Here is a 22,784-nt window from a genome sequence, read left to right on the forward strand (position 1 = left end):
TCTTTATGTCTATGGGGATTGAGCTGAATCTAAAATAAATCCAGCGCAATATATTTTTATATTTAAAATTCCCAACCCAAAGATATTGACGGCTGTATTATATATGTAGGAAAATTCTTCCGGAACGGAAAAATATGATCAACATTCAATTCGATATATAGTTTTTTATAAACATATATTTGAAAAGCCGTACCCAAATTAAGGTCTATGGCACCATACCAAATTAGGGGACTCTTTAATTCATCAAATTTAAATTGTGTATTTAGCAAAAATAAGGCGCCCATACCTAAATGAAAATCAAAATTTAATCTGTGTTTGATTATCGGATACATGTATAAACCATTCAATTGTATATTCATAAATCCGCCTGAAAGATTATACTCATCTTCTTTATGATTAAGATGCATACCCGATAAAGTCATACTAACCCCGAAGAACCCATAGATACGTTTTATGGGAACAATACCGGCTCTTAAAATCCCGCCTAAGGCGGAAAAATCAGTCTTAAAATAAGTTTTTAAAACGCTTTTTCCTACAAAACCGGTAAAAACATAACCTCCGGACAAGTAAAAATCCAAAGGTTTTTGAAACCTAAAAATTATATTTTCCTTTGAATCCTTTAAACCGCTGGGGTCGGTAACAATAAATGTATAATTCCCAGGGCTCATTCCAAGCATATTAAACTTTATCCGCGCTTCAGTGCCGTTCTTTCCGAGTTCAACTACCTCTCCATAAATAGGGCTTGCCCCCGCTTTTTTAAGGGAAAATCTCGTACCCTCTCTAAAATATTTTCCTGTAACATTTATAATATCGGAATAATCTTCATCAAAGCTGATTGTTTTAGGTGAAACCGAATAGGTTTCAGGCTGATAGGCCAGTAAAATATCAAAATACCTATAAGCACTTACAGTATCAATCAATCCTAAAAGGTTTATAACCTTGACCCTATATCTATAACTACCGTGAGAAAGAGATACTTCTATTGAATTTTGTTTTAACTTTTTCCTATCTATAATCTGCCAGTTTTTATTTTTATCTTTTTTTTCAAGCTCAAATTCATAATGTAAGATATCTTCTATCTTTTCCCATGAAAGAGTTTGATAAAAAACACTATTCTTTCCTTCAGTCGATATAAAGTAGTTATTCTTTACATCATCAGGATTGCCGAGCGGTTTCATACTATCATTCGATGACGGAGACTCAGCCGAACCCTGAGGCGCTTTTTGAGCTTGTATGTGCGGCAAAGCCGAAACAAGCAATAAAAACATAAAGATTTTTTTATTTACCATATAAAACTCCGGTTTCATCTGTTTGAATAGCATTAGTTTTAGGTAAGGCGATATCAAACTGAACTCTTGAGGCAAGGCCGCTTTGTAAAACCGAGCTGCCTTCAAATCTTCTTTCTGCTATAACTTCAATAAAAAAAGACCCTCTATATAAAATACTTAAGTTTGTAAGCTCAAATGTAACTTCACCTGAATAATTTTCTCCGGTTAATACTTTACTTAAAACAAGATTGTTTTTTGTATCATATATCCTGATTTTATAATCTGTAGCCGTTGAAACAGCTTTCCACTTAAAACGGATTGTCCTATTAGCTTTAAAATAATTCATATCTAAAACATGTTTATTTTCAGGAAAAACAAACTTTGCTTTAGGAAGAGGAGGAATAGGTAAAACGGTAAAATAAGCATAAGCACGTGCGGAAATGTCAAAACCGCCTTCAGTAAAGGAATTAACTTTCCAGCGATAAGTCCCTGCACCTAAAGGAGGCAGTTTTACATTATAATCTGCATTCTTTATATTTAAAATAGGCTCTCTAAGACCTTCTTTAAACAAAAGAAATTCGGGCTCAATAGGAATTTGATCCGCCTGCCATCTAGCGGTCAAAGGATTAAGGGCTGCATCAAGGCCGCTTATTTTAGTACCGTTCTTAGGATCTAAAAGATCAATCGGCTTTAAATGTTTTGCCTCAAAATAATGCCTTTGGGTTAAACCATATCTTCGGCTTGCTTCAATAGTTGGTGATGATAAGGCTTGAACAGTCAATACATATAAACCGTTATTCAAGCTCCTCATATCTATTTCAACATCGGTTTGACGTGCAAATAAATTTTCGTATATCGGCAAACTATCGGAATCGGCATTGGATATCTTAATTTGGTAGTAATCAGCTCCTTTAACAGGAATCCATGCAAATTTAATTTTACGATCAGGTAAAATAACCACATTATTCTTTTTATCGATAAGCTCCGGCTTATCGAGAGGCGGAAGAATATTTAATTTTTTTATATCGGAATAGAATACCGTATCATTTTCTTCCATAACAAGACGCCAATAACACTCGCCCTCAGGAAGTGAAATGCCTTCAATTCCAAGCCCGTGAACCGTTTTATTTATTATAAAGGTTTTAAAATCTTTAGATTTTGAAACTTGAAACTGCATTTCTTTATCTATATTGGTCTTCCATGTAAAGCGGGCTTCTGCCGATAGACTTTGAGCTAAATTATAATTTTCAGGAGGAAAAACGGATTTAATAATCACCCTATCATCAAGAGTCTTAAAACTTTTTACATCACTTGAGCTTATAATTTCATTATTTTTATCAAGACTTGAAATTTGTATATAGTATTCGCCCTTAGCAAGCTGTGCCGATGCGTCAGTCAATTCTATATAACTTGTATTTACAACTTTACTAATAATAGGTTGTGTCATATCCTTATTGGATGAAACAGAGACCTTATATTTTTCCGCATCCGAAGCAGGCTTCCATGAAAACTTAAGAGGTACGCCCATTGCCGTATCAAATACATCTTTATCTAATTTTAAAACGGGTTTTTCTGAATCCGTAGTTTTTTTGATATGGAAGACAGATACTTTTGAAGACTCTGCATTTAAGGATGAACCGTATTTAGGTTTTACTCTCCAATACCAAGAACCTTCAGATAATACAGACAGATTTACCGACTCAGCTTCTATAGTTTTTGTAAAAACGGGATTGAGCATTTCTCTGTTGTCGGCTATTTCAAGGAAATATGAAGAAGAAAATTTATTTCCTTCCCACAAAAATCTTATTGACGGCAGAGTTAAATTATATGTAAACTCTTCTTCCAGTTTCGGCAATAAAATTTGCGGAGGAGGAGCAGGTAAGACATTTATCTTTCCTGAAATCATTGCATAAGATTCAGCACCTTCCTTCTGAGGATAGAGTCTCCAATAAACAAAACCGTTTTGTGCTTTAAGCTCAAGGCTGTCCAAGCCGGAAACATCATAAGCGGTTAGATTAGTATCGAAATTTGCCGTTGAAGCAGTCTCAAAAATAAGACTCTCATCTTGTTCAAAAAAACTTTCCCATTTAAATTTTACAGGAAAGCCGTCTTTGTCACTGCTTTGATTTAAAATCCTTGCATTATTTGCAGGACTTATCATTACAAGTTTTAAAGTATCTTTATCTTTTAAAACCTCACCTTCATTTAATGTCTCTAGGATATTTTCCGCTGCATCCTCCTTTTTTAATGAAGCATTGCCTTTTTCAACTGCAACCTGTAATACATTGTCACCCGATTTTGCAATATGCAGAACAGAATCCTTACCGGGTTTTATTTCCGTATTATCTGATTTTAAAACTAAATTCTCGTTTGAACTTGTTGATGAAACAGAACCGGTGTTTAGGTTTAACTCACTCGTGCCTGCCTTAAGAAAAATTTGCAGCATAGTATTTGAACCTACATCAATCTTGCCGGCTTCATCATCATTTAAAAATCTAATTTCGGCTTCAGCATACTGGGCTGTACGGATAGTATCCCCATTATATAAAAAAGAATTTTGCAATGGCCTGTCCCATACGGCCCGGTTTAAAAACTTTCTTTGAAGGGTTTTATATTTATAATTTACTATCGCAATAGGTTCTCCTGAACCCTCAAATGTTTTATTAAGCTCTCTTATAAGGATATAAATATCGGTAAAAAATATAAGAAGAGAGACGGCAATCACAATAAAATCAAAAACCAGATCCGGCTTAAGATTGAATCTTGTATTTTTTTTCATCTTCATTTACGTTCACCTCTTCCAAATTTGGAGCAGCAATTCCCAAAATTTCTCTGACTTGAGCTAAACTTAAAGGCCCCTTCTCTCCCGCGCCCGGAATGTTTGTTTCTTTCGGCATATTGATAACTGCAAACATTCTCAAAGGTGTTTCCTTTCCTTTAACCATAACAGGAGGCATCTCTTCAACCGATACCTCATCTTTTACAAGATTATATGTATTTTCGGTTATAAGAATATCCGTAGCAAAGGGTTTATTTAAGGCTTCCGTTCTGGAAGCAACATTTACGGCATCCCCTATTACCGTATATTCCATCCTCTTTTTTGAACCTATTTGACCGGCAACAACCGGGCCCGTATTTATACCGCAGCCTATGCGGATAATCGGTTTTTTATTTCCTCCCCTGTCCTTATTAAACACAATAAGAGCAGCTCTCATCCTTAAAGCGGCACGGATACAGTTTAGAGCATCTTCCTTAGGAGAGCCTGCACTTGTCGGTGCTCCCCAAACAGCCATAACTGCATCCCCTATAAATTTATCAACAACTCCATGAGTATCATTTACACATTCAACCATCTGTGTCATATACTCGTTTAAAAATTCAACAACTTCATTAGGCTCAAGCTTTTCTGAGATAGATGTAAAAGATCTTATATCCGAAAAGAAAATAGTAGTCTGTTTTGTTTCTCCTCCGAGAGCAAGCTCTCCTCTCATTGCAAGCTCTGCTATCTCTTTATTTATAAAACGTCCAAAAGAATCTTTAAGTCTTTCCCTTTCCGCCAAACCCTTAGCCATGCGCACAAAGCTTTTAGTTAAAAGGCCTATTTCATCACTTGTCGTGGGTTTAAGTTCCGGCTCATAATTTCCCTGCTCAATTTCGCCTGCAGCAGAAGCCAATGTTTTTACAGGATTACTTATAGATTTTGAAAAAAACCATACAAAAATAACCGAAATAGCTAAAACAGCTATCATCAATAAGATGTTTCTAAAAGTTGTCTTATAAACCGGCTCTAAAACTTTTTCAGCTTCAGCTGTTGTAAGAACGGCAAGATCTGCTAAACCGAGCCTTTGATAAGCACCGAAATATCTATTTCCATCCTTATCTTCAAAAAGCATCTGACGGTTAGTATCGCCTCTTTCACGCATCTCGGTAAAAAGCACAAAGCTGCTTACATTAGCTCCGGTTTTTACCAAATCAAAATCAGGATGAATAAGAATATCACCTAAACTGTTTACAAGAAATGTTGTTTGAAGTTTTCCTGCTCCCAAACTATCGGATAGTTTTTCGGCAGAAAAAAAGACAACCAAGGCCTGATCAAGGCCCTTTTCTCTATACGGATAAAAAAGAATCAGCATAGGCTGATCGAAATAAGGGGATGCATTGATAACCTGCATTACCCCTTTTTCCGCTTCTTCAGCTTTTCCCATTTCATTCAGCATACACTTGTCAAGTACAGCCGGATCTATTTCATTGGCAAGAAAAAAGTTCGGACTGATAAGCTTTCGCGAAAGTTTATTGCTTATTCTGGAATCCGTAACCAAAACGGCAGCCACAGACGGGTTTCTTTCAAAGTAAAATTCTGCAGCTTGAGCTGCAAGCGGAGATGAAGTTTCATAGGAATTTAACATATCTAAAAGTAAAAATGCATTTGCTTTCAATGAATTCAGTTCTTTTTCGGCAGCAGCGCCCGCCTGAATATTTACAGTCCTATTAGTTTCCTCAGCCATAGCTTGGACATCTTCTTTTCCAAACCATGTTACAAGAGCGATAATAATTCCCAAAGAAAAAAGAACTAATATGGAAATAATGGTAATTAATTTTGCGCCTATAGAAAACTTTACTTTTTCATCAATTTCTTTTTCTAACATATGTCTCTCCATGCAGACGATTTAAAATACATCCCTCGTTTTCTAGTTTAAGTACCCTAAGTATACTACAAATATTTTATAATTTCAAGGACTACTATTTTATATTTATGCAGAATCTAATTAAACCTTATAAATTGTAAGAGGTTCTGCAAAAAAATACCATTTATAATTTATTATTAACCTTGCAATTTTTGAAAATATAGTGTATCCTTATTCTGTGATTAAATTTAAGCTTTTATGCTTTATATAAAAAGGAGTTTTTATGGGATTTACAACGGATAAAATCAGAACCATCGCCGTTGCCGGACACGGACAATCGGGAAAAACCAGTCTTGTGGAACACTTGCTCTATGTTTCTGGCCTTATCGCTAAGGCAGAATCGGTAGAGTCGGGAAAAACCGTGACGGACTACAGTCAGGAAGAAATCGATCGAAAAATATCTATTTACTCGACCTTAGTCAATTTACAAAAAGATGATAAGCTCATAAATATTTGGGATACTCCCGGAGCTTCTGATTTTATCGGTGAGGTAATAGCTGCTTTCCGCTCATCCGAAGCAGCCCTCATAGTTTTGGACGGAAGATCGGGCGTACAAATCGAAACAATCAAGTACTGGCGCGACCTTGACAGAAGAAACAAGCCACGCTTGGTTTTTGCAAACAAGATGGACGAAGCCAGAGCCGACTTCGATAACTGTATAGCCGACGTTAAAAAGCAGTTTCAGGTAGATGTCTTCCCTGTAAGCTTTCCCATGGGAACGGGAGATAATTTTAAGGGCGTTGTAGACGTTCTTCACGGCAAGGCCTATAAAATAGAAGGCGGAAAAGAAGTAGAAACGGAAATCCCTGCCGAATATCAGGATAAATACAAGGACGCTCTGGAAGTTCTTGCAGGAGCTGCCGCCGAAGGCGATGAAGAATTACTTGTAAAATTTATAGATGAAGGAGAACTTTCTCCTGAAGAAATAAGCCGAGGCCTTACCCTTGCAATGGCAGACAATAGAATTGTTCCGCTTTTTGCAGGTTCGGCAATAAATAATTCGGGCCTTAATTCTCTTTTACGCTTTATAAGCGAAATCCTGCCGTCCCCTGAGGGTGCCCTGGAAAGAGGAATCACCAAAGAAGGGGAAGAAATCTCCGTTAAACTGGACCCTTCAGCCCCTCTTTCGGCCATTGTAGTAAAAACCTCCAATGACCAATTCTCAGGCAGACTTTCCTATGTAAAGGTTATTACGGGAACTCTCTCAGCCGATTCCGAGGTCTACAATCTTAGAGAAGAAAAAAAGGAAAGGGTCGGTAAAATCTATAAAACCTTGGGTAAAAAGCTTACGGAAGTAAAAGAGCTTCAAGCAGGCGATATAGGCGTTTTGGTAAAACTTTCAAGCACAAAGACGAACGATACCTTAGCGGCCTCAGCCGATGTAATACCATTTGTAAGGCTTAGAACTCCCGAGCCCATCTATTCGTTGGCGGTTTCGGCAATCGACAAAAAGAATGACGATAAGGTCAGCGAGCAGCTTTTTAAGGCATGCGAAGAAGACATGACCCTCTCCTTTGCCTTCAACTCCGAGACCAAACAAAATGTTCTATCGGGCATGGGCGATTTACATACAAGCATAGTTTTGGATAAGGTTAAAAATCAGTCCAAGATAGAAATTCAAACATCCATTCCCCGAATTGCCTATAGAGAAACAATTCAGCGTAAATCCCAAGCCGAATACACGCATAAAAAGCAGTCGGGCGGCCACGGACAATTCGGCAGGGTTGTTTTGGCAATCGAGCCCCTCCCCAGAGGCGAAAAATATAAGTTTACCAATGCGGTTTTCGGAGGAGCTATCTCAAAGGGCTACATACCCGGTGTTGAAAAGGGCGTTATTGAGGCTATGGAAAAGGGCGTTTCTGCAGGCTATCCCGTAGTAGATGTTGCCGTAACCGTTCTCGACGGAAAAGAGCACCCCGTAGACTCATCGGAAATGGCCTTTAAGATTGCAGCCCGAAATGCCTTTAAGGATGCAATGAGAAATGCAGGCCCGATCCTTCTTGAGCCCATTATGAACCTGACCGTCTTTGTCGAAACCTCATATCTCGGAGATATAATGAGCGACCTTTCTTCACGCCGAGGTAGAATCCTAGGCCAGTCCTCTCCCGCCAGCGGCATTGAAGAAATCAGGGCACAGGTTCCCCACAAGGAGCTTTTACGCTATGCAATAGACCTCCGCTCGATGACAAGCGGTACGGGTTCTTTTGAAATGTCCTTCGACCACTATGATCCGATTTCAGGTAAGATTGCCGATGAGATAATAGCCGAAGCCAAGGCCTTCATGGAAGAACAAGAAGAATAGATACGTAAAAAGCTATAGGAACCTTCTAAAAATAAAATTTTATGAGGTTCCTATAGTATCTCCCTATGAGCTGTAAAATGATTATTAATGACTACAAAAATTCAGCAGTGATTCCCGATACTTCTGCCCTGTTAAAAAATATAAACATTATAGATAATTTGTTGTCTGACTTTTCATGTGTAATAATAACACAAACAATAATTGATGAGCTAAATTATCAAAAAGATAAGAAAAAAAATAATGAGGCATGGCTTGCTATGCAGCGCATTGAAAATTTAAAAGACAAAATATATATTCATAATGACCGTAACTTTACAGGTATCAATGATGAAAAAATCATCTTATTTGCAAAAAAATATTCAAAAGAACAAAGGCATAATGTTTACATACTTCATGATGATATTGGTTTTTCTTTAAAATATGAAAATTCTCTATTATTAAGAGATTATATCGGTTATCAATGCATCAAAAAAAAACGATTATAACGAAATCGAAAAAATAGATTCTTTATTTTTAGAAGATTGGAACAATTATCCTGCTATCGAAAATATCGATGACTATTTATCCGGAGGATATACCTTACTTATCAGCTGCATAAGAAGTAAAAATATATTAAAATATAAAAAATTGGAATTTCTGATAAAAAAATGTAAGGCAAATGTTAATAAAACGGATAATTATAAATACTTTTTAACACCGTTAAGCCACTGTATTCAAGTTAATGATTTTAAATCATTTTGCCGGTTATTAGACAATAACGCAGACTACAATAAAGGAAGTGTAAAAGAAACACAAAAAAATTATATTAAATGTAGAAATGAAGGTAATACACCTTTAATGATTGCTTGTTGGCATAATAGAACAAAATTTGTAAAGAGGCTATGTGAATACCACGATATTGGTTTAAACCAACAAGATAGTAACGGTTTTACACCTCTATTTAAATGTGCAATAAAGAAAAACTATGATCTATATAACTATCTCCTATCATTACCCAGAACGGATAAATATATTAGAGATAGAAATAATCATTGTGCTGATTGGTGGTTAACACATACTAATATTTAGAAAAATTATCATCAATAAAATAATCAAATTGGAGTATTAATATGAAAATTGCTTTGTACGGTTTACCATGTGCCGGAAAATCAACATTATTGGAAACAGCCTCCGGTTTTATCAAAACTATAAGCGGATACAAATTATTGCAAAACATACAAGGGGATATTTTCGAAAAGCGCAGAACTCTTTTAAATCAATTAAGTCAAGAAACCGAATTTCTTATTGACGGACATTATCAATTTATAACCGAAAAAGGTAAAGAAACGGTTTTTACTTTTGAAGATAAAGTATTTGATGTTTTTATGTACTTATATCAAAAACCTGAACTTATCTACGAAAGAATGAAAGAATCCGGAAAAAATCAAAAATATATTCCCCAAAATATCAGTACAATTATAGAATGGCAGCTTGAAGAAATAAATTCACTTCGTGAAATATGTCATAGAGCAGATAAGGATTTCTATGTTATTGATGATTATGAAACAAATTATAAAAACTTTACTCCTTTTTTAAAAGATGTTCTCAACGGATATAGCAATGTTAATTTTGCAAGAACAATTTTCGAATCAATAAACATAGTATCGGATTCAATAAATATATTTGACGGAGACAAAACACTTATACCATATGATTCATCAAAATATTTACTAAACTTTACCACAAATATTTTTGATAATAATATATATACCGGTTATCAATTTTGGCTTCAAGATAAATATATAAAACCCTTCTTACAATCGGCAGATTTACAAAATACAAAAAAAATAGAATATACAAGTTTAAAGGAACAATGTATAGAAAACAAAAGTATTATTTTATCGTCAGGTATACCTGAAATATGGGAAGACAATTTGGGAAAGGAATTAGGAGTAAAAACATTTGCCGGTAAATACATATCGGCTGACACAAAATATTTTGTTGTAAAATTCCTAAAGAAAAAATATAATGTAACAGCCTATGGAGACAGTAAAAATGATCTATATATGCTTAAAGAAGCCGATAAAGGTTTTTTAATTATAAATGAGCACTTGAGCAGAAGCCTATCATATTCGGAAATTGAAAATTTGAATATTATTAACTTACAAAATAATTTACATATTTTAGATCAGGATAAATCTATAAACAGCGATGAGATTGATGAAATAAATTCGTTAATCAAAATTACAAAATCCGACTCAGGAATTATCGGAAATCGTTTAGCAGAAGCTCATTTTCAACTGGGAAAAAAATTATGTAGATATTTACAAAAATATAAACCTGAAGAAACAACAATTCTAAGCATAGAAAGAAGCGGAAGATTTCTTGCAGACGGCTTGTATATGTCGTTTAATGCAAAATTTGAATCATATAATTCTTCCCATGATATGCCTAAAATAGAGACAGATAATATTATCTTAGTCGATGGAGTAATAAATAACGGAAAAACAATAATCGATATTATAAAGAAGATAGAACATAACTCAAAAGTTAAAAGGATAATTATTTTGACAAATGTTATTAATAAAGAAGCAGTATCTCTTTTTAAGGCATATAAACTTATTGCCGTTAGAATATCCGAAAATAAATATACAGGCAGAAAAGTAAAAGTCCAATCCGGTAATATAGGACCGGATACTTCAGATAGACTATTTAATCAGCTGTAACTATTTAGATAATCTATAGCAGTATTCATCATAGCCTGAATTGAAATAGTATTAGGCTGATGACCTCCTTGTACTTTTCCTAATTTCATAGATGGAACACAAGTTTGACATGATGATAAACATTCATCTCTTGTTAAATAATTTATAATATCCGAGGATTTTGTATTATCGGTTAATAATAATCCGTCAAAATCATTTTGCAGCTTTGCAGCACGGGAACAAATAAATAATCGGGAACGTTCTAATGTTGCACAATGCATTTTATACCAACATTCTTTGTAGAATGTTTGGGCTCTATCTTTTGGAACAAAATAATTTCCCGTAGTTTTATCCCAAAGCTTTTCTATTCTGAATTCAAGCTTCACATCAGGAGCATTTTTTATTACAAAATTTTTCCATGCATAGATAAAGACTTCATCCTTTATATATACACTTATCGAAAGCTTATTTATTGATTTTAAAGTATTTAGTGTAAGCCCTTGAGGATATAATCCATTAGAGACAACTTCTATATTTTTAATATTTCCTAGTTTTGAAAATGTACAAGCCGCTTTTTCCAAATGCAAAGATGTAAGAGTAGGCTCTCCTCCAAGAATTGCAAGACTAAGAATTTCAATTTTTTCCTTTTCAAGAATTTTTAAACTATTTAGATGTTCTCCGATGATATCATCTGTCATAGAAGCCTTAGGTTGATTGGGAGTAAAGAAACCGCACTCTCTACAACGCAAATTACATACCGAATTTATAGATAATTCCAGTTCCCGAATAGTATAAGAATATGACATTTGTTCAATATACAAAAAGAAAAGAAAAATAACAAGAGATTTAAGATATAATAAAAAATTCCCCGAGCTTTTCGGGGAATTTTTTATGTCTTAAAAACTTAATCCAAGAAGTTTTTACCAATACCTACTTCTTAAAACGCTTTACTTTTTTGGTAGTGGTCATTTCAAGCGGTTCGGATAGATAGGTTGTCTTTGTAATCCGCTGATAAGGTAAAAGTTTTTTATTTACGGTTTCGATAATGGCATCGATTTCTTTTTGAACAGCTGCATCGCCTTCGCTTGTGCCGCGCGTCATATTGAGCTTTTTATAAAGGTCATCGGCGGGATAAACAAGGGCTTCAACTTCCTCCCCCTCCTCAGCCTGATAGCCTGCAGCGGTAATCTGTTCAATCTCGTTATAATAAAGCTGGAACATATTTTCGATTTCTTCGGGGAAGACGTTTTTTCCTCCGGCAGTAACTATGAGGTTTTTAGCCCTTCCGCAAAGGTAGAGATAACCCTCATCGTCAAGCCAGCCTAGGTCTCCTGTCTTTAACCAGCCGTCGGGTGAAAGAACTTCGGCTGTTTCTTCGGGCATATTGTAATAGCCCTGCATAACCATCGGCCCCTTTACGGCAACCTCCCCTATTCCCTTTTCATCAGGATCGAGAATCTTCATTTCCATATAAGAAATAAAGTACTGTCCGACACTGGCGATTTTAAAGTGTTCTTTCGGATTAAGAGCAATAATGGGAGAGGTTTCCGTCAAACCGTAACCTTGAACAAAGTCGATACCGAATTCGTTATAAGCCCTGCATACGTTGGGCGCAAGGGGGCCGCCTCCGCATATAGCGATACGGACATTTCCTAAACTGGCCTTATCCAAAATACCGTGAAAGAGCTTACTACCGATATTAGCCTTAAAGACTTTCTTAACAAAATATGAAAAGCCCATTAATGCCTTGATAATACCGAAAACTACAATACCCTTTGCCCTAATGCCCCTAAAAATACCTGCAAGGAGTTTATTGAACAAGAGCGGAACGCCCAAAAGCATCGTGATTTTTCCGGCTTTAAGCTCGGCAAGCATTTTTGATACGGCAAGAGTCTTACCGAATACCAGCTCTGCACCGACCGAGAGGGCTTCGATAAATACTGCAAGCATCGTATAAGAGTGATGAAGCGGTAAAAGAGCATAGAATACGTCTGTATGGTAAATGTTAAGGTTGGACTGGGCTATATAGCAGTCCGAAACGAAGTTTTTATGTGTTAAAACAACGCCTTTGGGGTTTCCAGTTGTACCTGAGGTAAAAAGAATTGCAGCCGTATCGTTTTCTTGGGCCTTTGCAAGCTCAGGATTTCCGGAAGGCTTTAGATTATAAACATAAATTTCAGGATGTTTTTTACTTAAAGAATAAAGAGAACCTATATAACTCTCGTTTTTTGCTTTTTCTGCAAAAACTGGAAACTTTTCCTCATCTAAAAAGAACAGTTTAGGCTTTGCCGTTTTTAAAAGAACTTCAATTTCCTCATTATGAAGACCGTAGTCTATCGGAATTATTATTCCCCCTGCAAAAAGGGTTGCCAAATATACAACAGCCCATTCGGGGGAGTTTTTTCCAGAAACGGCAACATGAGTTCCCTTCGTAACACCGTTTTCCGTCATCCAGCAGGCTAAGTCTTTGATTGCCTTCAAACTTTCAGCATAAGAAAGGGTAATACGATCCGGTTCAAAGACCGTAAAACAATTCCTGTCAGGGTACCGTTCCGCAGTAATTTCAAACATTTCGGGGAGGGTCGGCCATTCGCCTTTAAACTTTGATCCTCTCCATTCATCTAAAAATGCCCAGGGCTTTTTATTAAGATTTGCCATAAGATCTTCCTTTTATAAATAAATTTAGCTAAATTCTCTTATAGTTAGACCCGATAAAAGGTAAGAGGTTGCATAATTTATGAAAAAAATATTTATTTTTATTATCTTTAGCTTTTTTTTAAACGGATGCATGATATTTGGAGCTCAACCGCCCGAATCGCCTAGGCTCGATTTTGTAAATGCTGCATATAAATACCTAAAGACTCCATATAAATATGCAGGTACTACTAAGGCCGGAATGGATTGTTCAGGTTTTGTATATAGGGCAGCTCTTGACGGTCTTGAAATTACCGTTCCCAGAAGCACAAAGGGGCTTGCAGACTTTGCTAAACGGATTTCAGACAAAGAAGTTCAACCCGGCGATCTTTTATTTTTCTATACTGTGGGAAACAAGGTATCACATGTAGGAATTTACATAGGTAATGGAGAATTCATCCATTCCGCTTCGCAGGGTAAACATACCGGCGTAATAATTTCTTCCCTTGATGAAAAATATTGGAAAAACACATACCGTTTTGCAGGCCGCATTTTGGATCCTGAAGATATTTTTTAGATATCAAAAACATCCAAGATTATTATAAGCTGCATTCCTTTACGCGGCTCAATATTTATATTAAAGGCTTGTATCAGAGATTTAGGTTTTGTTTTAAATTTTTTTATTATTGAAAACTCTTCCTTTGCCAAAAGCTTTCCCTTAGGCCGCCTATATTCCGAAAAATCATAGACAACCTTGGTTATTACACGGCCCTCAATAACTTGAACCACAATCTTACCGTCTTCATTTGTAAGATATTTTTCTTGAGTGCCGTCCGAAAAAAAAACCGTACATGGAAGGTCCTTAAAAGAGATTTGAGCCTTGTCGGTAAGCTGGATATAAGCTCCTTCAATTTTAGACTGAATTTGCTTTGTCTTGCATGAGAAAACGCAAAGCATAAAACACACGAAGATAAGTCCTTTTTTCATTCCAAAATTCCTTTTGTTCTCATCAACTCAAATACGCTGTCCTCTCCTAAAAAGTGAGCAAGACCTGCAAACACAAATGTTGTTCCGCCTTTATTAAGATATTCTTCAAATTTGTCAGCCCAAACAATATTTCTATCTTTTAAAAGAGCATCTTGAGATATACCGTCACTTATATCTAAAAGAGAACCTATAAAATCTTTTAATTCCTCGCTATTGTTTTCCAAATAAAGTTTTTTTAGCTTTGTAAGCGAGTCAATGGTTTTATCAGTATTTTGTAGTTCGTCGATAGTTTCTTTAAGAACCTTTAACTGTTCTTCAAAAGATCCTGAAGATAAGATGTCCAGCTGTTCGTCAATACTTTCAAGGGCTTCAATTTCTTTTTTATCGGCACGGTTTAAAAGATGCATATCTATACCGTTTTGGGGATCTAATCCGGCCTTTGTATACACTACTTGATTTAAAGCAAGTGCAAGAATCCATGGATTAAATTTAAATAGAGGAGCAGCAACGGTTCCCAATTCTTGTATAACAACGTTTATTTCATCTTCGGACAAAAAATTAGATAAATCTTTTTCGGGACTAATATTAAAATTTTGGAGCATCCTAATTTGTAATTTTTCCTGCAAGGTTTCCATTTCTTTTTTGCCGCCCAATTCACTGACCCGTCTATCGGCCTTATCGAAGGCTTCCAGTATCTTATCTTCCAATGGATAAAAATCCTTGTCTGCAACATGGATTGTACCCAAAACATAGATTGAAGTATCTCCTTTTTTTACTTCCCAAAACATCCTTTCAGTATGTTTTATTAAAACGGCTTTCGATTCGCCGTCAGCCTGCGAATTTGAATCCTTTGTTTTACAAGAGACTAAAAAAGGAAAAATAAGCAAAAAAGCCAAAGCGGCTGTCAAGATTTTTTTAAGGTTTTTCATATATTCTCCAATTTAATTAGATTATTTTATAACGATTATTTCATGATTTACAGTATATAAAAAATTTTAAAAAAATGCTATACTGCAAAACACTTATGAATGATTTTATTGCACTATGCGCCGTAGGTGCAGAACCTGTACTTACAAGGGAACTAAAACTTTTAGGTTTTAAACCTTACAATAGGTTACCCGGAAGGGTATTTTTTACTTCAGCCGAAGCCGAACCTATTTTAGCTTTTTTTAAGGCAAATTATTTTTTACGCACAGCCGACAGGGTTTTTATGCTTATAAATACCGCAAAGGCCGAAAATTTTGATGACCTTTTTGATTTGGTCTTTTCGATAGACTGGCACAACTATTTTCCGCGAGATGCCCGAATTACAATCGACAAGGTGCGTACCTATAAGTCCAAGCTTTCTTCGGAACATGCCGTTCAATCCATCGTCCACAAGGCTGTCTGCGACAAGCTGTGCAAAAAATGGAATATGCATTCCCTGCCAGAAACCGGAACCCGTTTTATGATCCGCATTTATATAGAAAACAACAATGTCTATGTCTGTCTGGACTTATCCGGGGAACCTCTTTATAGAAGGGGCTACCGTTTAAGCGGAGGAGCCGCCCCTATGAGGGAAACCTTGGCAGCCGTCTTAATTCAGCTAATGCAATGGAAAAGAAAAATTCCCCTCCACGATGCTTTTTGCGGCTCCGGGACTATTCCGATTGAAGCCGCTTGGTATGCCTATAATATTCCGCCCGGGATTGCCCGTCACTTTGCCTTTGAAAACTTCATTTGTTTTGAAAAAGGAAAAATAGAAGCCGTCTTAAAGGAAGAAAAAGAAAGAGCCGCCTCGGAGGTACGTACCGACTGTCTTGCAAGGATAACGGGCTCAGATATTTCGGAAGAAGCCGTTTCTCTTTCAAAGGCCAATGCCGAAAGGGCCTGCATCATCGCAGGAAGGGAACTTCATGCAGCAGGCATTACCCATCACATAGAACGTCCCGACTTTATTCAATCGGACTTTTCGGAACTGGAAGCCCCATACGAAAGCGGCATCCTTTTATCGAATCCGCCCTACGGCGAAAAGACTCGGAAGCGAAGAAGAAGCCTTTGAGCTTTATAAGCGGATGGCCAAAATACCTCAGCATTTTCCGGACTGGAAACTCGGCTTTATCACAAGCAAAAAAGAATTCGAAAAAATATTCTGTAAGCAAAATAAGAATGCCGTCTTAAAAAAACACAGCCTGCGAGGCGGCAACATGGAAACCGTCTTGTACATTATGGAGTAAAAATCCGATTTAGCTTACAAAAAAAGGGCTGCTTTTCAGCAGCCCTAAGTTAATCGCATGGAACTAATTTTTATATAAATCGTTTACGCAACGTAAACGGCAAGTTTTTGTTTTTCGGCAGGCTTTTTAAGCTGCTGCAAGGCCTTTTTTTCGATTTGGCGTATTCTTTCTTTTTGTGAGGTTAAAGATAAGGCCGACTTCTTTTAAAGAAAGCTGGGCATATCCGCCTAGGCCGAAGCGGTACCGTATAATTTCCGCCTCCCTTTCATCGAGATTTTTAAGCAACTCGCTTACCTCATCTCTGAGACTCATGTCTACAGCATAGTCTTCAGGCATTTGATGAGTTTCGTCCTGTAAAAAGTCGTTTACACTGGAGCTTCCGGGTTCATCAAAAACGGGAGCGTCTATGGAAATAGGATCTCTAGCTGCATTCATAATAGTATGAACCATGTCATTATTCATATTTAAAATACCTGCAATTTCATTTAACTCTTGAGTTTCATTTCCGGAAAAATCTATTTCTCTTTTTGCCTTTTCAATTTGTACAAGCTCATTTGCCCTGTTTAATGGAAGGCGTATCATCCTTGATTTTTCGCAAATAGCCTTTAAAATAGCTTGTTTAATCCACCAAACAGCATAAGAAATAAACTTATACCCCTTTGAAACATCGAATCTTTCAGCGGCATTCATCAAGCCTATATTGCCCTCACTTATAAGATCCATGAGGGGAAGCCCCTGATTTTGATATTTTTTTGCAACATTTACAACAAAGCGGAGGTTAGAATTTACCAACATATTTTTGGCATATTCATCCCCTTTTTCTGCAAGTTTAGCATATTTTATTTCTTCATCCGCAGTTAAAAGCGGTATTTTGTTTATTTCTTTTAAATATGTAGCCAATGAGTTTGTTTCTGCTTCATAATTAGGTTTATTTCTGTTATACATAATTCAACTCCTTGTATAAGACTGAAAGCTTTTTAGCTTCCTAGTTATACCAGCAAAAAACATGCCAACCATTAAAAAAAGAAGAAAACAGCTTAATAAAGTGAAAAAAATTATCAGAAATTACATAAGTCTATATTGAATATAGACTTAGAGAATTTAACATTCGGCACCGAAAATAACATGAACCTATTGCCTTTTTGGTATTTTTTGCTTATATTTTCAATGTAATCGGGGTAATGTATTGAAATGACACAACCCGAGGTAAAACACAAAAAAGAGTGCCAAAAAGGCACAAACAGACCTTTTTTGTGTTCTTTTAATTTATTCAGGAGGTCTTTTGATGAAAGTTAAACCCTTAGGAGACAGAGTTTTAGTAAAACCGGATGCCGTAGAAACAAAAACTGCCGGCGGAATCATCATTCCCGACACAGCTCAAGAAAAAACACAAAGAGGTGTTGTTATAGCTGTAGGCGACGACAAAGAAAAGATTAAGGTTTCTGTCGGACAAAAAGTTATTCACGACAAATATTCCGGGACTCAAATTCAAATCGACGGTGTAGATCATTTGATTTTAAAGTCAAATGATTTGGTTGCTGTTGTAGAATAAGGTTTAGCGTTTTTATCTTACAGATAAAAGCTGATTAGAAAAGGCGGGGCTTTAAAACACCCGCCTTTTTTTTGTTTACAAGAGCTTTATTATTTTTCAATCGGAATTAACGGAAGTCTTTCAAGCTCTGCATCTTTTCCATAAATTTCCTTTACAGCCTTAGCAGCTGCATCAAAATTATCAATTTTTTTGACATCGGTTATATCATAAAACGGAAGAGCACACTTGCATTCAAAATCTCCGATATAGACATATTTTACACCTTCAGGAACTTCAAGCTTTCCATTTAAGGGAATGCTTATTCTAAGAGGTTCAGTACCTGCAAAATGATATTGTAAAGCCTCAATATTGATATACCGCTGGCCGTAAGCAAAAGGCAGTTTTACCATAGCAAATTCAACTTTTTTAGCATCTTCATCAATTAAACCCAAAAGAGGCATCCTACGATTTGAAGCTTTAATCGTTATTCTATCCGTCATATCACTAGAATCCTTTGTTTCAAGCCTCGAAGAAAAGGAAAAAGCATACCTATAATTTGAAAAGAAGTCAGTATTAGGCTCAGGCTTAATCTTTAGAGCAAAAACAACAACAACCTCACTTTTTGCAGGCGGTTTTGGAGGTTTTTTATCTGCAGCAAATACTGCAATATTTACAAATGCAATAAGAAATAATAAAAGGTATTTTCTATTTTTCATTTTCAATCTCCTGTATTCTTTTATCAATAAGAGCTTCCCACTTAGTCTTTTTAAACTTACTCTTCATTTTATTTAAGCATTTTAGCTCATATTTTGATTGTTCTCCTCGGGGATAAAGAGAAAGAGAGGCTGCAGAACCGTTAATTATAAAGTCATAAGCCCCGATAAACTGTAGCCCCGTTTTCTTAGTAGTAAATGTTATATTACCTGTTTTGCTGAGTCCCGGTGTAAAAGTTGTAGTTGTTTTAGTAAACCAGTTACTATAATTCATTTCTAAAAGCTGAAAACTCAAGCCCTTGTCCATTGGGGGAAAACAAAAAACTCCGCCTCCAAAAGATTTAGGCAAAACAAACATAGGCTCTTTTGAAGTGTCCATTTGAGCATATGTATGAAAGCCGCCCACATCCAGATAGCCGTATACCAGGCACTCCTTATCGGAATTTATCATTTCCTTTAGTTTGACCTGTTCACCGTTTATGCCCGCCTCTCCTTCAGATACACCACTTCCTGAAAAAGCCAAAAAAAGGCATGAATTAAGGAGCACTGATAAGCCTATCAGACATATAAGCCATGCCCCAACCTTGATAGAATTCTTTTTTAATTCCATAATTAATCTCCTATTATTATATACGCAATGAAATACTTGCGCGAATTCCTACATTTGTTTCTTTTATTTCTTTAAAATATGACCTGACAAGACACTCAAGACCGAATGATATTGATGTAAAATTTACCGGTACAATCTCAATTCCCCCGCCATATTGAACAAACGGGTCAAAGGGAGGCATAAATAGACCGCCTCCCATAAAAAGTTGAGGGGCAAGATATACAACATCAGTAATGTTAAGTGGCAGCTGAAGCCGTAATTCAGGCCCTAGCCCGATGCCGATTTTAGGCGGATTACTAAATGAAAAACTCGGCAAAGTCCTAGGTTTCTCGATGATTCCGGAAAAACCTATTTCTACATATTTAAAACTATAAAGATATCCTAAGGAGAAGCCTGATGCCCAGCCAGTACCCTTTTTTAAACCGGTATAGGATGCGTATATTCTCATTTTTACCGGAATCTCTTCAATGGAAATAAAAGATGAACCTGTCTTTTGTTTTTCTTTTTTGGCCGTTTTTTCAGATTTTTTTTCGGGCGAACCGTTTAAATTGGAAGCTTCAATTTGCCAAAAATTATGCTTATTTTTCCAAACGGTAAAAAATTTAGACTTTAAAGCCTCATCATAAAGCACAAATTCATAATTTTTGCCGGTATTTTTTAAAGCTTTAAGATCTATGCTTGTTTCAGATCTATATGAATTTTCTTCAGGCTTTATAGAGGTATATATTTCATAAGCAAGAGCTGTTCTAATTCCGTTTATAGGGTTTCCAAGGATTGAAGCAGCCAGAATCTCAGTCCTAAAAAGTCTGGGCGCCTTTCGCAAAGCTGTCTTGTAAGCATCCAAGCCCTCATTTACGGCATAGTCTTCGGAAATATACATTGCAATTTTTCTAAGCCTTTTTAGAATTTCTTCATTTTTTTGTTCTTCTTTATCAATCTTAAAATTCTTACAGGCTTCTGTAAATTCATCTAAGGCCAGTTTTAGATTGTTTTCTGCCTTTTCTCTGCCCCCAAAAAGCCGTACATCAATAAAATTTTTAATTGATGTAACAGGAATTGCAAAATTTGTAGACTGTCTAAAAACAGCCTTAGCCGAATTTATGCCTATAACTTCGTATCCTTCGGGAGAATTCGGAGATTTTATTAAAAGAGGGCCTCCAGAATTCCCCGAATCTATCGGGGCGGAATGCTGAATAAAAAAAGATTTTTTAGGATCAACAATATTACTAAGCCTTGCTTTTGAATTGGTAACGGTTCCCTTCCCAAGCTGCCAAAGCGGTTTTCCTCCAAGCCCCGGATAACCGGCAGACCAAACATCAGCTCCATCGGAGGGAAGTTTAGCTGCAAAATTTAAAAAAGACTTTACCCTTTTATCGTTTACTTCAGCTATGGCAAGATCCAATTCTTCATCTATTGCTACAACAGGGCAATTTTCTATTTTAATCTTTGCACCGTCAATATTTTCAATTTCAAGAGAAAGAGATGAAGCATAGGCCGCAACATGATAGTTGGTCAGTACATAGATTTTTTTATTTTGTCCCTGGATAAAAAATCCTGAACCGAAAACACCTTCTTTAGCATTTTCGAAAAGTTCGGCAATATCGCTATAACCGGCCTTGGAAATTTCATCAGCAGCATCATCCATAAATTGTAAAATTTTTTCCTCATAATTGGGTCTTACAATACATACAGCATCCCTTATGTCTGCAAAAATAGTTAAACAAAATAAAAAAAAGAAGATGCTTATAATTTTATTTTTCATCTGAACCTCCAAAATAAAATAGACTACAGGATAAAACCTATAGTCTATTTTTGCTTAAGCTTTATTTTACCAAAGCCATCGTATCTTTAGCAATCATAAGCTCTTCATTTGTAGGAATAATAAGAACCTTGACCTTTGATGAGGCCTTGCTTGCATCGGTAAGTTTTCCTCTTACCTTGTTTTTTTCGGAATCGAGTTCAACACCGAGGAATTCCAAACCGTGACAGATTTTTTCTCTAAGCTCGATAGAGTTTTCACCTATGCCGGCTGTAAATACCAGAGCATCCACTCCGCCGAGCTGGGCGGCATAGGAAGCTATGTACTTTCTAACTCTGTTGCAGAATACATCTAAGGCAAGCTGAGCCCTCTTATTTCCTTCTTTTGCAGCGGTTTCAATATCACGAAAGTCGCTGCTTACACCCGAAATACCCAAAACGCCGGATTTTTTATTTAAAACATTGCTCATATCATCGGCTGAAAGTTTTTCCTTGTTCATAATAAAGGGAAGAATTGCAGGGTCTAGGTCTCCTGAGCGGGTTCCCATAACTAAACCTTCAAGGGGGGTAAGTCCCATCGAGGTATCTACACATTTTCCGCCCTTGATAGCGGCCAAGCTGGAACCGTTTCCTAAGTGGCAGGTAATAACCTTAAAATCGGCCGAATTATTTTTGAGGGTTTCGGAGGCTTTTTCCGAAACAAAGCGGTGCGATGTTCCGTGGAAACCGTAGCGGCGTATCTTATATTTTTCGTAATACTCGTAGGGAAGAGCATAGATATAGTTTTCTGCCGGCATTGTTTGATGGAAGGCCGTATCAAAAACCGCAACCATCGGAGTTTTCGGCATAAGAGCCTTACAAGCCTCAATTCCCATGATATTTGCAGGGTTGTGTAAGGGAGCAAGATCGATACATTCTTTGATACCGGCCATTACCCTGTCATCCAAAAGAACCGACTTATTAAATTCTTCTCCGCCGTGAACTACCCTGTGACCTACAGCCGTAATCTCATCCATGGATTTTACAACACCGTGATTTTTATCGATGAGAGCTTCCAAAACAAGCTGAATGGCTTTTTTGTGGTCATTCATTTTTTCTTCAATTAAAACGGCATCCATTCCTTTTTTTTCGTGCTTAATGCGTGAACCTTCAATACCGATTCTTTCGACAAGGCCTTTTACCAAAACATCTTCATTAGCCATATCAATTAACTGATACTTTAAAGAAGAGCTTCCGCAGTTGATAACCAATATCTTCATTATATATCTCCTTAAAAATGTGAAGTAATCTTACTTGGTATAATACCCTAAAATATAAGAAAAGTCTATCGATATAAAGGCTTGTTTTTTAATAATTTTTAGATTATAATGGAACTTACGGTTTTTATGTAAGCAAT

The 22,784-nt window shown here is 36.4% G+C and carries 17 protein-coding genes and 2 pseudogenes; 7 read left to right on the forward strand and 12 right to left on the reverse strand.

Annotation, left to right across the window (positions count from 1 at the left end):
* Positions 1-62: 62 nt before the first annotated feature.
* From E4N78_RS09645 to E4N78_RS09655, 3 genes are read right to left on the reverse strand one after another with little or no spacing between them, the layout of a single operon-like run.
* Positions 63-1,289 (reverse strand): fibronectin type III domain-containing protein, encoded by a 1,227-nt coding sequence (locus tag E4N78_RS09645; protein WP_255810344.1) that lies wholly within the window; start codon positions 1,287-1,289, stop codon positions 63-65.
* A complete protein-coding gene (locus tag E4N78_RS09650) occupies positions 1,279-4,053 on the reverse strand; it encodes a FecR family protein (protein WP_255810345.1) in 2,775 nt (924 codons plus the stop codon). Before E4N78_RS09650 ends, E4N78_RS09645 begins: the two co-directional genes overlap by 11 nt.
* Positions 4,019-5,914, reverse strand: a complete 1,896-nt coding sequence (locus E4N78_RS09655; protein WP_255810346.1) for an adenylate/guanylate cyclase domain-containing protein — start codon at positions 5,912-5,914, stop codon at positions 4,019-4,021. Before E4N78_RS09655 ends, E4N78_RS09650 begins: the two co-directional genes overlap by 35 nt.
* 262 nt (positions 5,915-6,176) lie before the next feature.
* Here E4N78_RS09655 and fusA point away from each other — a divergent pair, with 262 nt between their 5' ends.
* The 4 genes from fusA (at position 6,177) to E4N78_RS09675 (ending at position 10,960) form a co-directional block, all read left to right on the forward strand.
* Positions 6,177-8,255: an elongation factor G gene (fusA, locus tag E4N78_RS09660; RefSeq protein ID WP_255810347.1), complete on the forward strand. Its 2,079-nt coding sequence runs from the start codon at positions 6,177-6,179 to the stop codon at positions 8,253-8,255.
* A gap of 77 nt (positions 8,256-8,332) precedes the next feature.
* A complete protein-coding gene (locus tag E4N78_RS09665) occupies positions 8,333-8,740 on the forward strand; it encodes a PIN domain-containing protein (RefSeq protein WP_255810348.1) in 408 nt (135 codons plus the stop codon).
* A gap of 142 nt (positions 8,741-8,882) precedes the next feature.
* Positions 8,883-9,323, forward strand: coding sequence for an ankyrin repeat domain-containing protein (locus E4N78_RS09670; RefSeq protein ID WP_255810349.1), 441 nt, complete (start codon positions 8,883-8,885; stop codon positions 9,321-9,323).
* A 41-nt stretch (positions 9,324-9,364) separates the two neighbouring features.
* A complete protein-coding gene (locus E4N78_RS09675; RefSeq protein ID WP_255810350.1) occupies positions 9,365-10,960 on the forward strand; it encodes a uracil phosphoribosyltransferase in 1,596 nt (531 codons plus the stop codon).
* On the opposite strand, the gene E4N78_RS09680 is transcribed toward E4N78_RS09675, so the two are convergent.
* Positions 10,951-11,745: a GTP 3',8-cyclase MoaA family protein gene (locus tag E4N78_RS09680; protein ID WP_255810351.1), complete on the reverse strand. Its 795-nt coding sequence runs from the start codon at positions 11,743-11,745 to the stop codon at positions 10,951-10,953. The two genes, E4N78_RS09675 and E4N78_RS09680, sit on opposite strands and share 10 nt — an antisense overlap.
* 124 nt (positions 11,746-11,869) lie before the next feature.
* Positions 11,870-13,597 (reverse strand): AMP-dependent synthetase/ligase, encoded by a 1,728-nt coding sequence (locus tag E4N78_RS09685; RefSeq protein WP_255810352.1) that lies wholly within the window; start codon positions 13,595-13,597, stop codon positions 11,870-11,872.
* Between the two features lie 79 nt (positions 13,598-13,676).
* Here E4N78_RS09685 and E4N78_RS09690 point away from each other — a divergent pair, with 79 nt between their 5' ends.
* A complete protein-coding gene (locus E4N78_RS09690; protein WP_255810353.1) occupies positions 13,677-14,150 on the forward strand; it encodes a C40 family peptidase in 474 nt (157 codons plus the stop codon).
* On the opposite strand, the gene E4N78_RS09695 is transcribed toward E4N78_RS09690, so the two are convergent.
* Positions 14,147-14,560: a hypothetical protein gene (locus E4N78_RS09695; protein ID WP_255810354.1), complete on the reverse strand. Its 414-nt coding sequence runs from the start codon at positions 14,558-14,560 to the stop codon at positions 14,147-14,149. The two genes, E4N78_RS09690 and E4N78_RS09695, sit on opposite strands and share 4 nt — an antisense overlap.
* On the reverse strand, positions 14,557-15,489 hold the full coding sequence (locus tag E4N78_RS09700) for a TraB/GumN family protein (protein WP_255810355.1): 933 nt from the start codon (positions 15,487-15,489) through the stop codon (positions 14,557-14,559). The genes E4N78_RS09695 and E4N78_RS09700 overlap by 4 nt, the downstream gene beginning before the upstream one ends.
* 95 nt (positions 15,490-15,584) lie before the next feature.
* On the opposite strand from E4N78_RS09700, the pseudogene E4N78_RS09705 reads away from it, so the two are divergent.
* Positions 15,585-16,776, forward strand: a pseudogene (locus E4N78_RS09705) (THUMP domain-containing class I SAM-dependent RNA methyltransferase).
* A gap of 83 nt (positions 16,777-16,859) precedes the next feature.
* Here E4N78_RS09705 and E4N78_RS09710 read toward each other — a convergent pair.
* Positions 16,860-17,721: pseudogene (locus E4N78_RS09710) on the reverse strand (sigma-70 family RNA polymerase sigma factor).
* Between the two features lie 340 nt (positions 17,722-18,061).
* Here E4N78_RS09710 and E4N78_RS09715 point away from each other — a divergent pair.
* A complete protein-coding gene (locus tag E4N78_RS09715) occupies positions 18,062-18,328 on the forward strand; it encodes a co-chaperone GroES (protein WP_255810356.1) in 267 nt (88 codons plus the stop codon).
* An 89-nt stretch (positions 18,329-18,417) separates the two neighbouring features.
* Here E4N78_RS09715 and E4N78_RS09720 read toward each other — a convergent pair whose 3' ends face one another.
* From E4N78_RS09720 to E4N78_RS09735, 4 genes are all read right to left on the reverse strand, one after another.
* On the reverse strand, positions 18,418-19,023 hold the full coding sequence (locus tag E4N78_RS09720) for a hypothetical protein (RefSeq protein WP_255810357.1): 606 nt from the start codon (positions 19,021-19,023) through the stop codon (positions 18,418-18,420).
* The gene (locus E4N78_RS09725) at positions 19,013-19,630 is read right to left on the reverse strand and encodes a hypothetical protein (protein WP_255810358.1); all 618 of its coding nucleotides are present in this window, start codon (positions 19,628-19,630) and stop codon (positions 19,013-19,015) included. The genes E4N78_RS09720 and E4N78_RS09725 overlap by 11 nt, the downstream gene beginning before the upstream one ends.
* Before the next feature lie 16 nt (positions 19,631-19,646).
* A complete protein-coding gene (locus E4N78_RS09730) occupies positions 19,647-21,392 on the reverse strand; it encodes a S1C family serine protease (protein ID WP_255810359.1) in 1,746 nt (581 codons plus the stop codon).
* A gap of 61 nt (positions 21,393-21,453) precedes the next feature.
* Complete coding sequence (locus tag E4N78_RS09735) at positions 21,454-22,647, reverse strand: acetate/propionate family kinase (RefSeq protein ID WP_255810360.1); 1,194 nt, start codon at positions 22,645-22,647, stop codon at positions 21,454-21,456.
* Positions 22,648-22,784 lie beyond the last annotated feature (137 nt).

The organism is Treponema denticola (genome assembly GCF_024400535.1).
Lineage (GTDB): Bacteria > Spirochaetota > Spirochaetia > Treponematales > Treponemataceae > Treponema_B > Treponema_B denticola_C.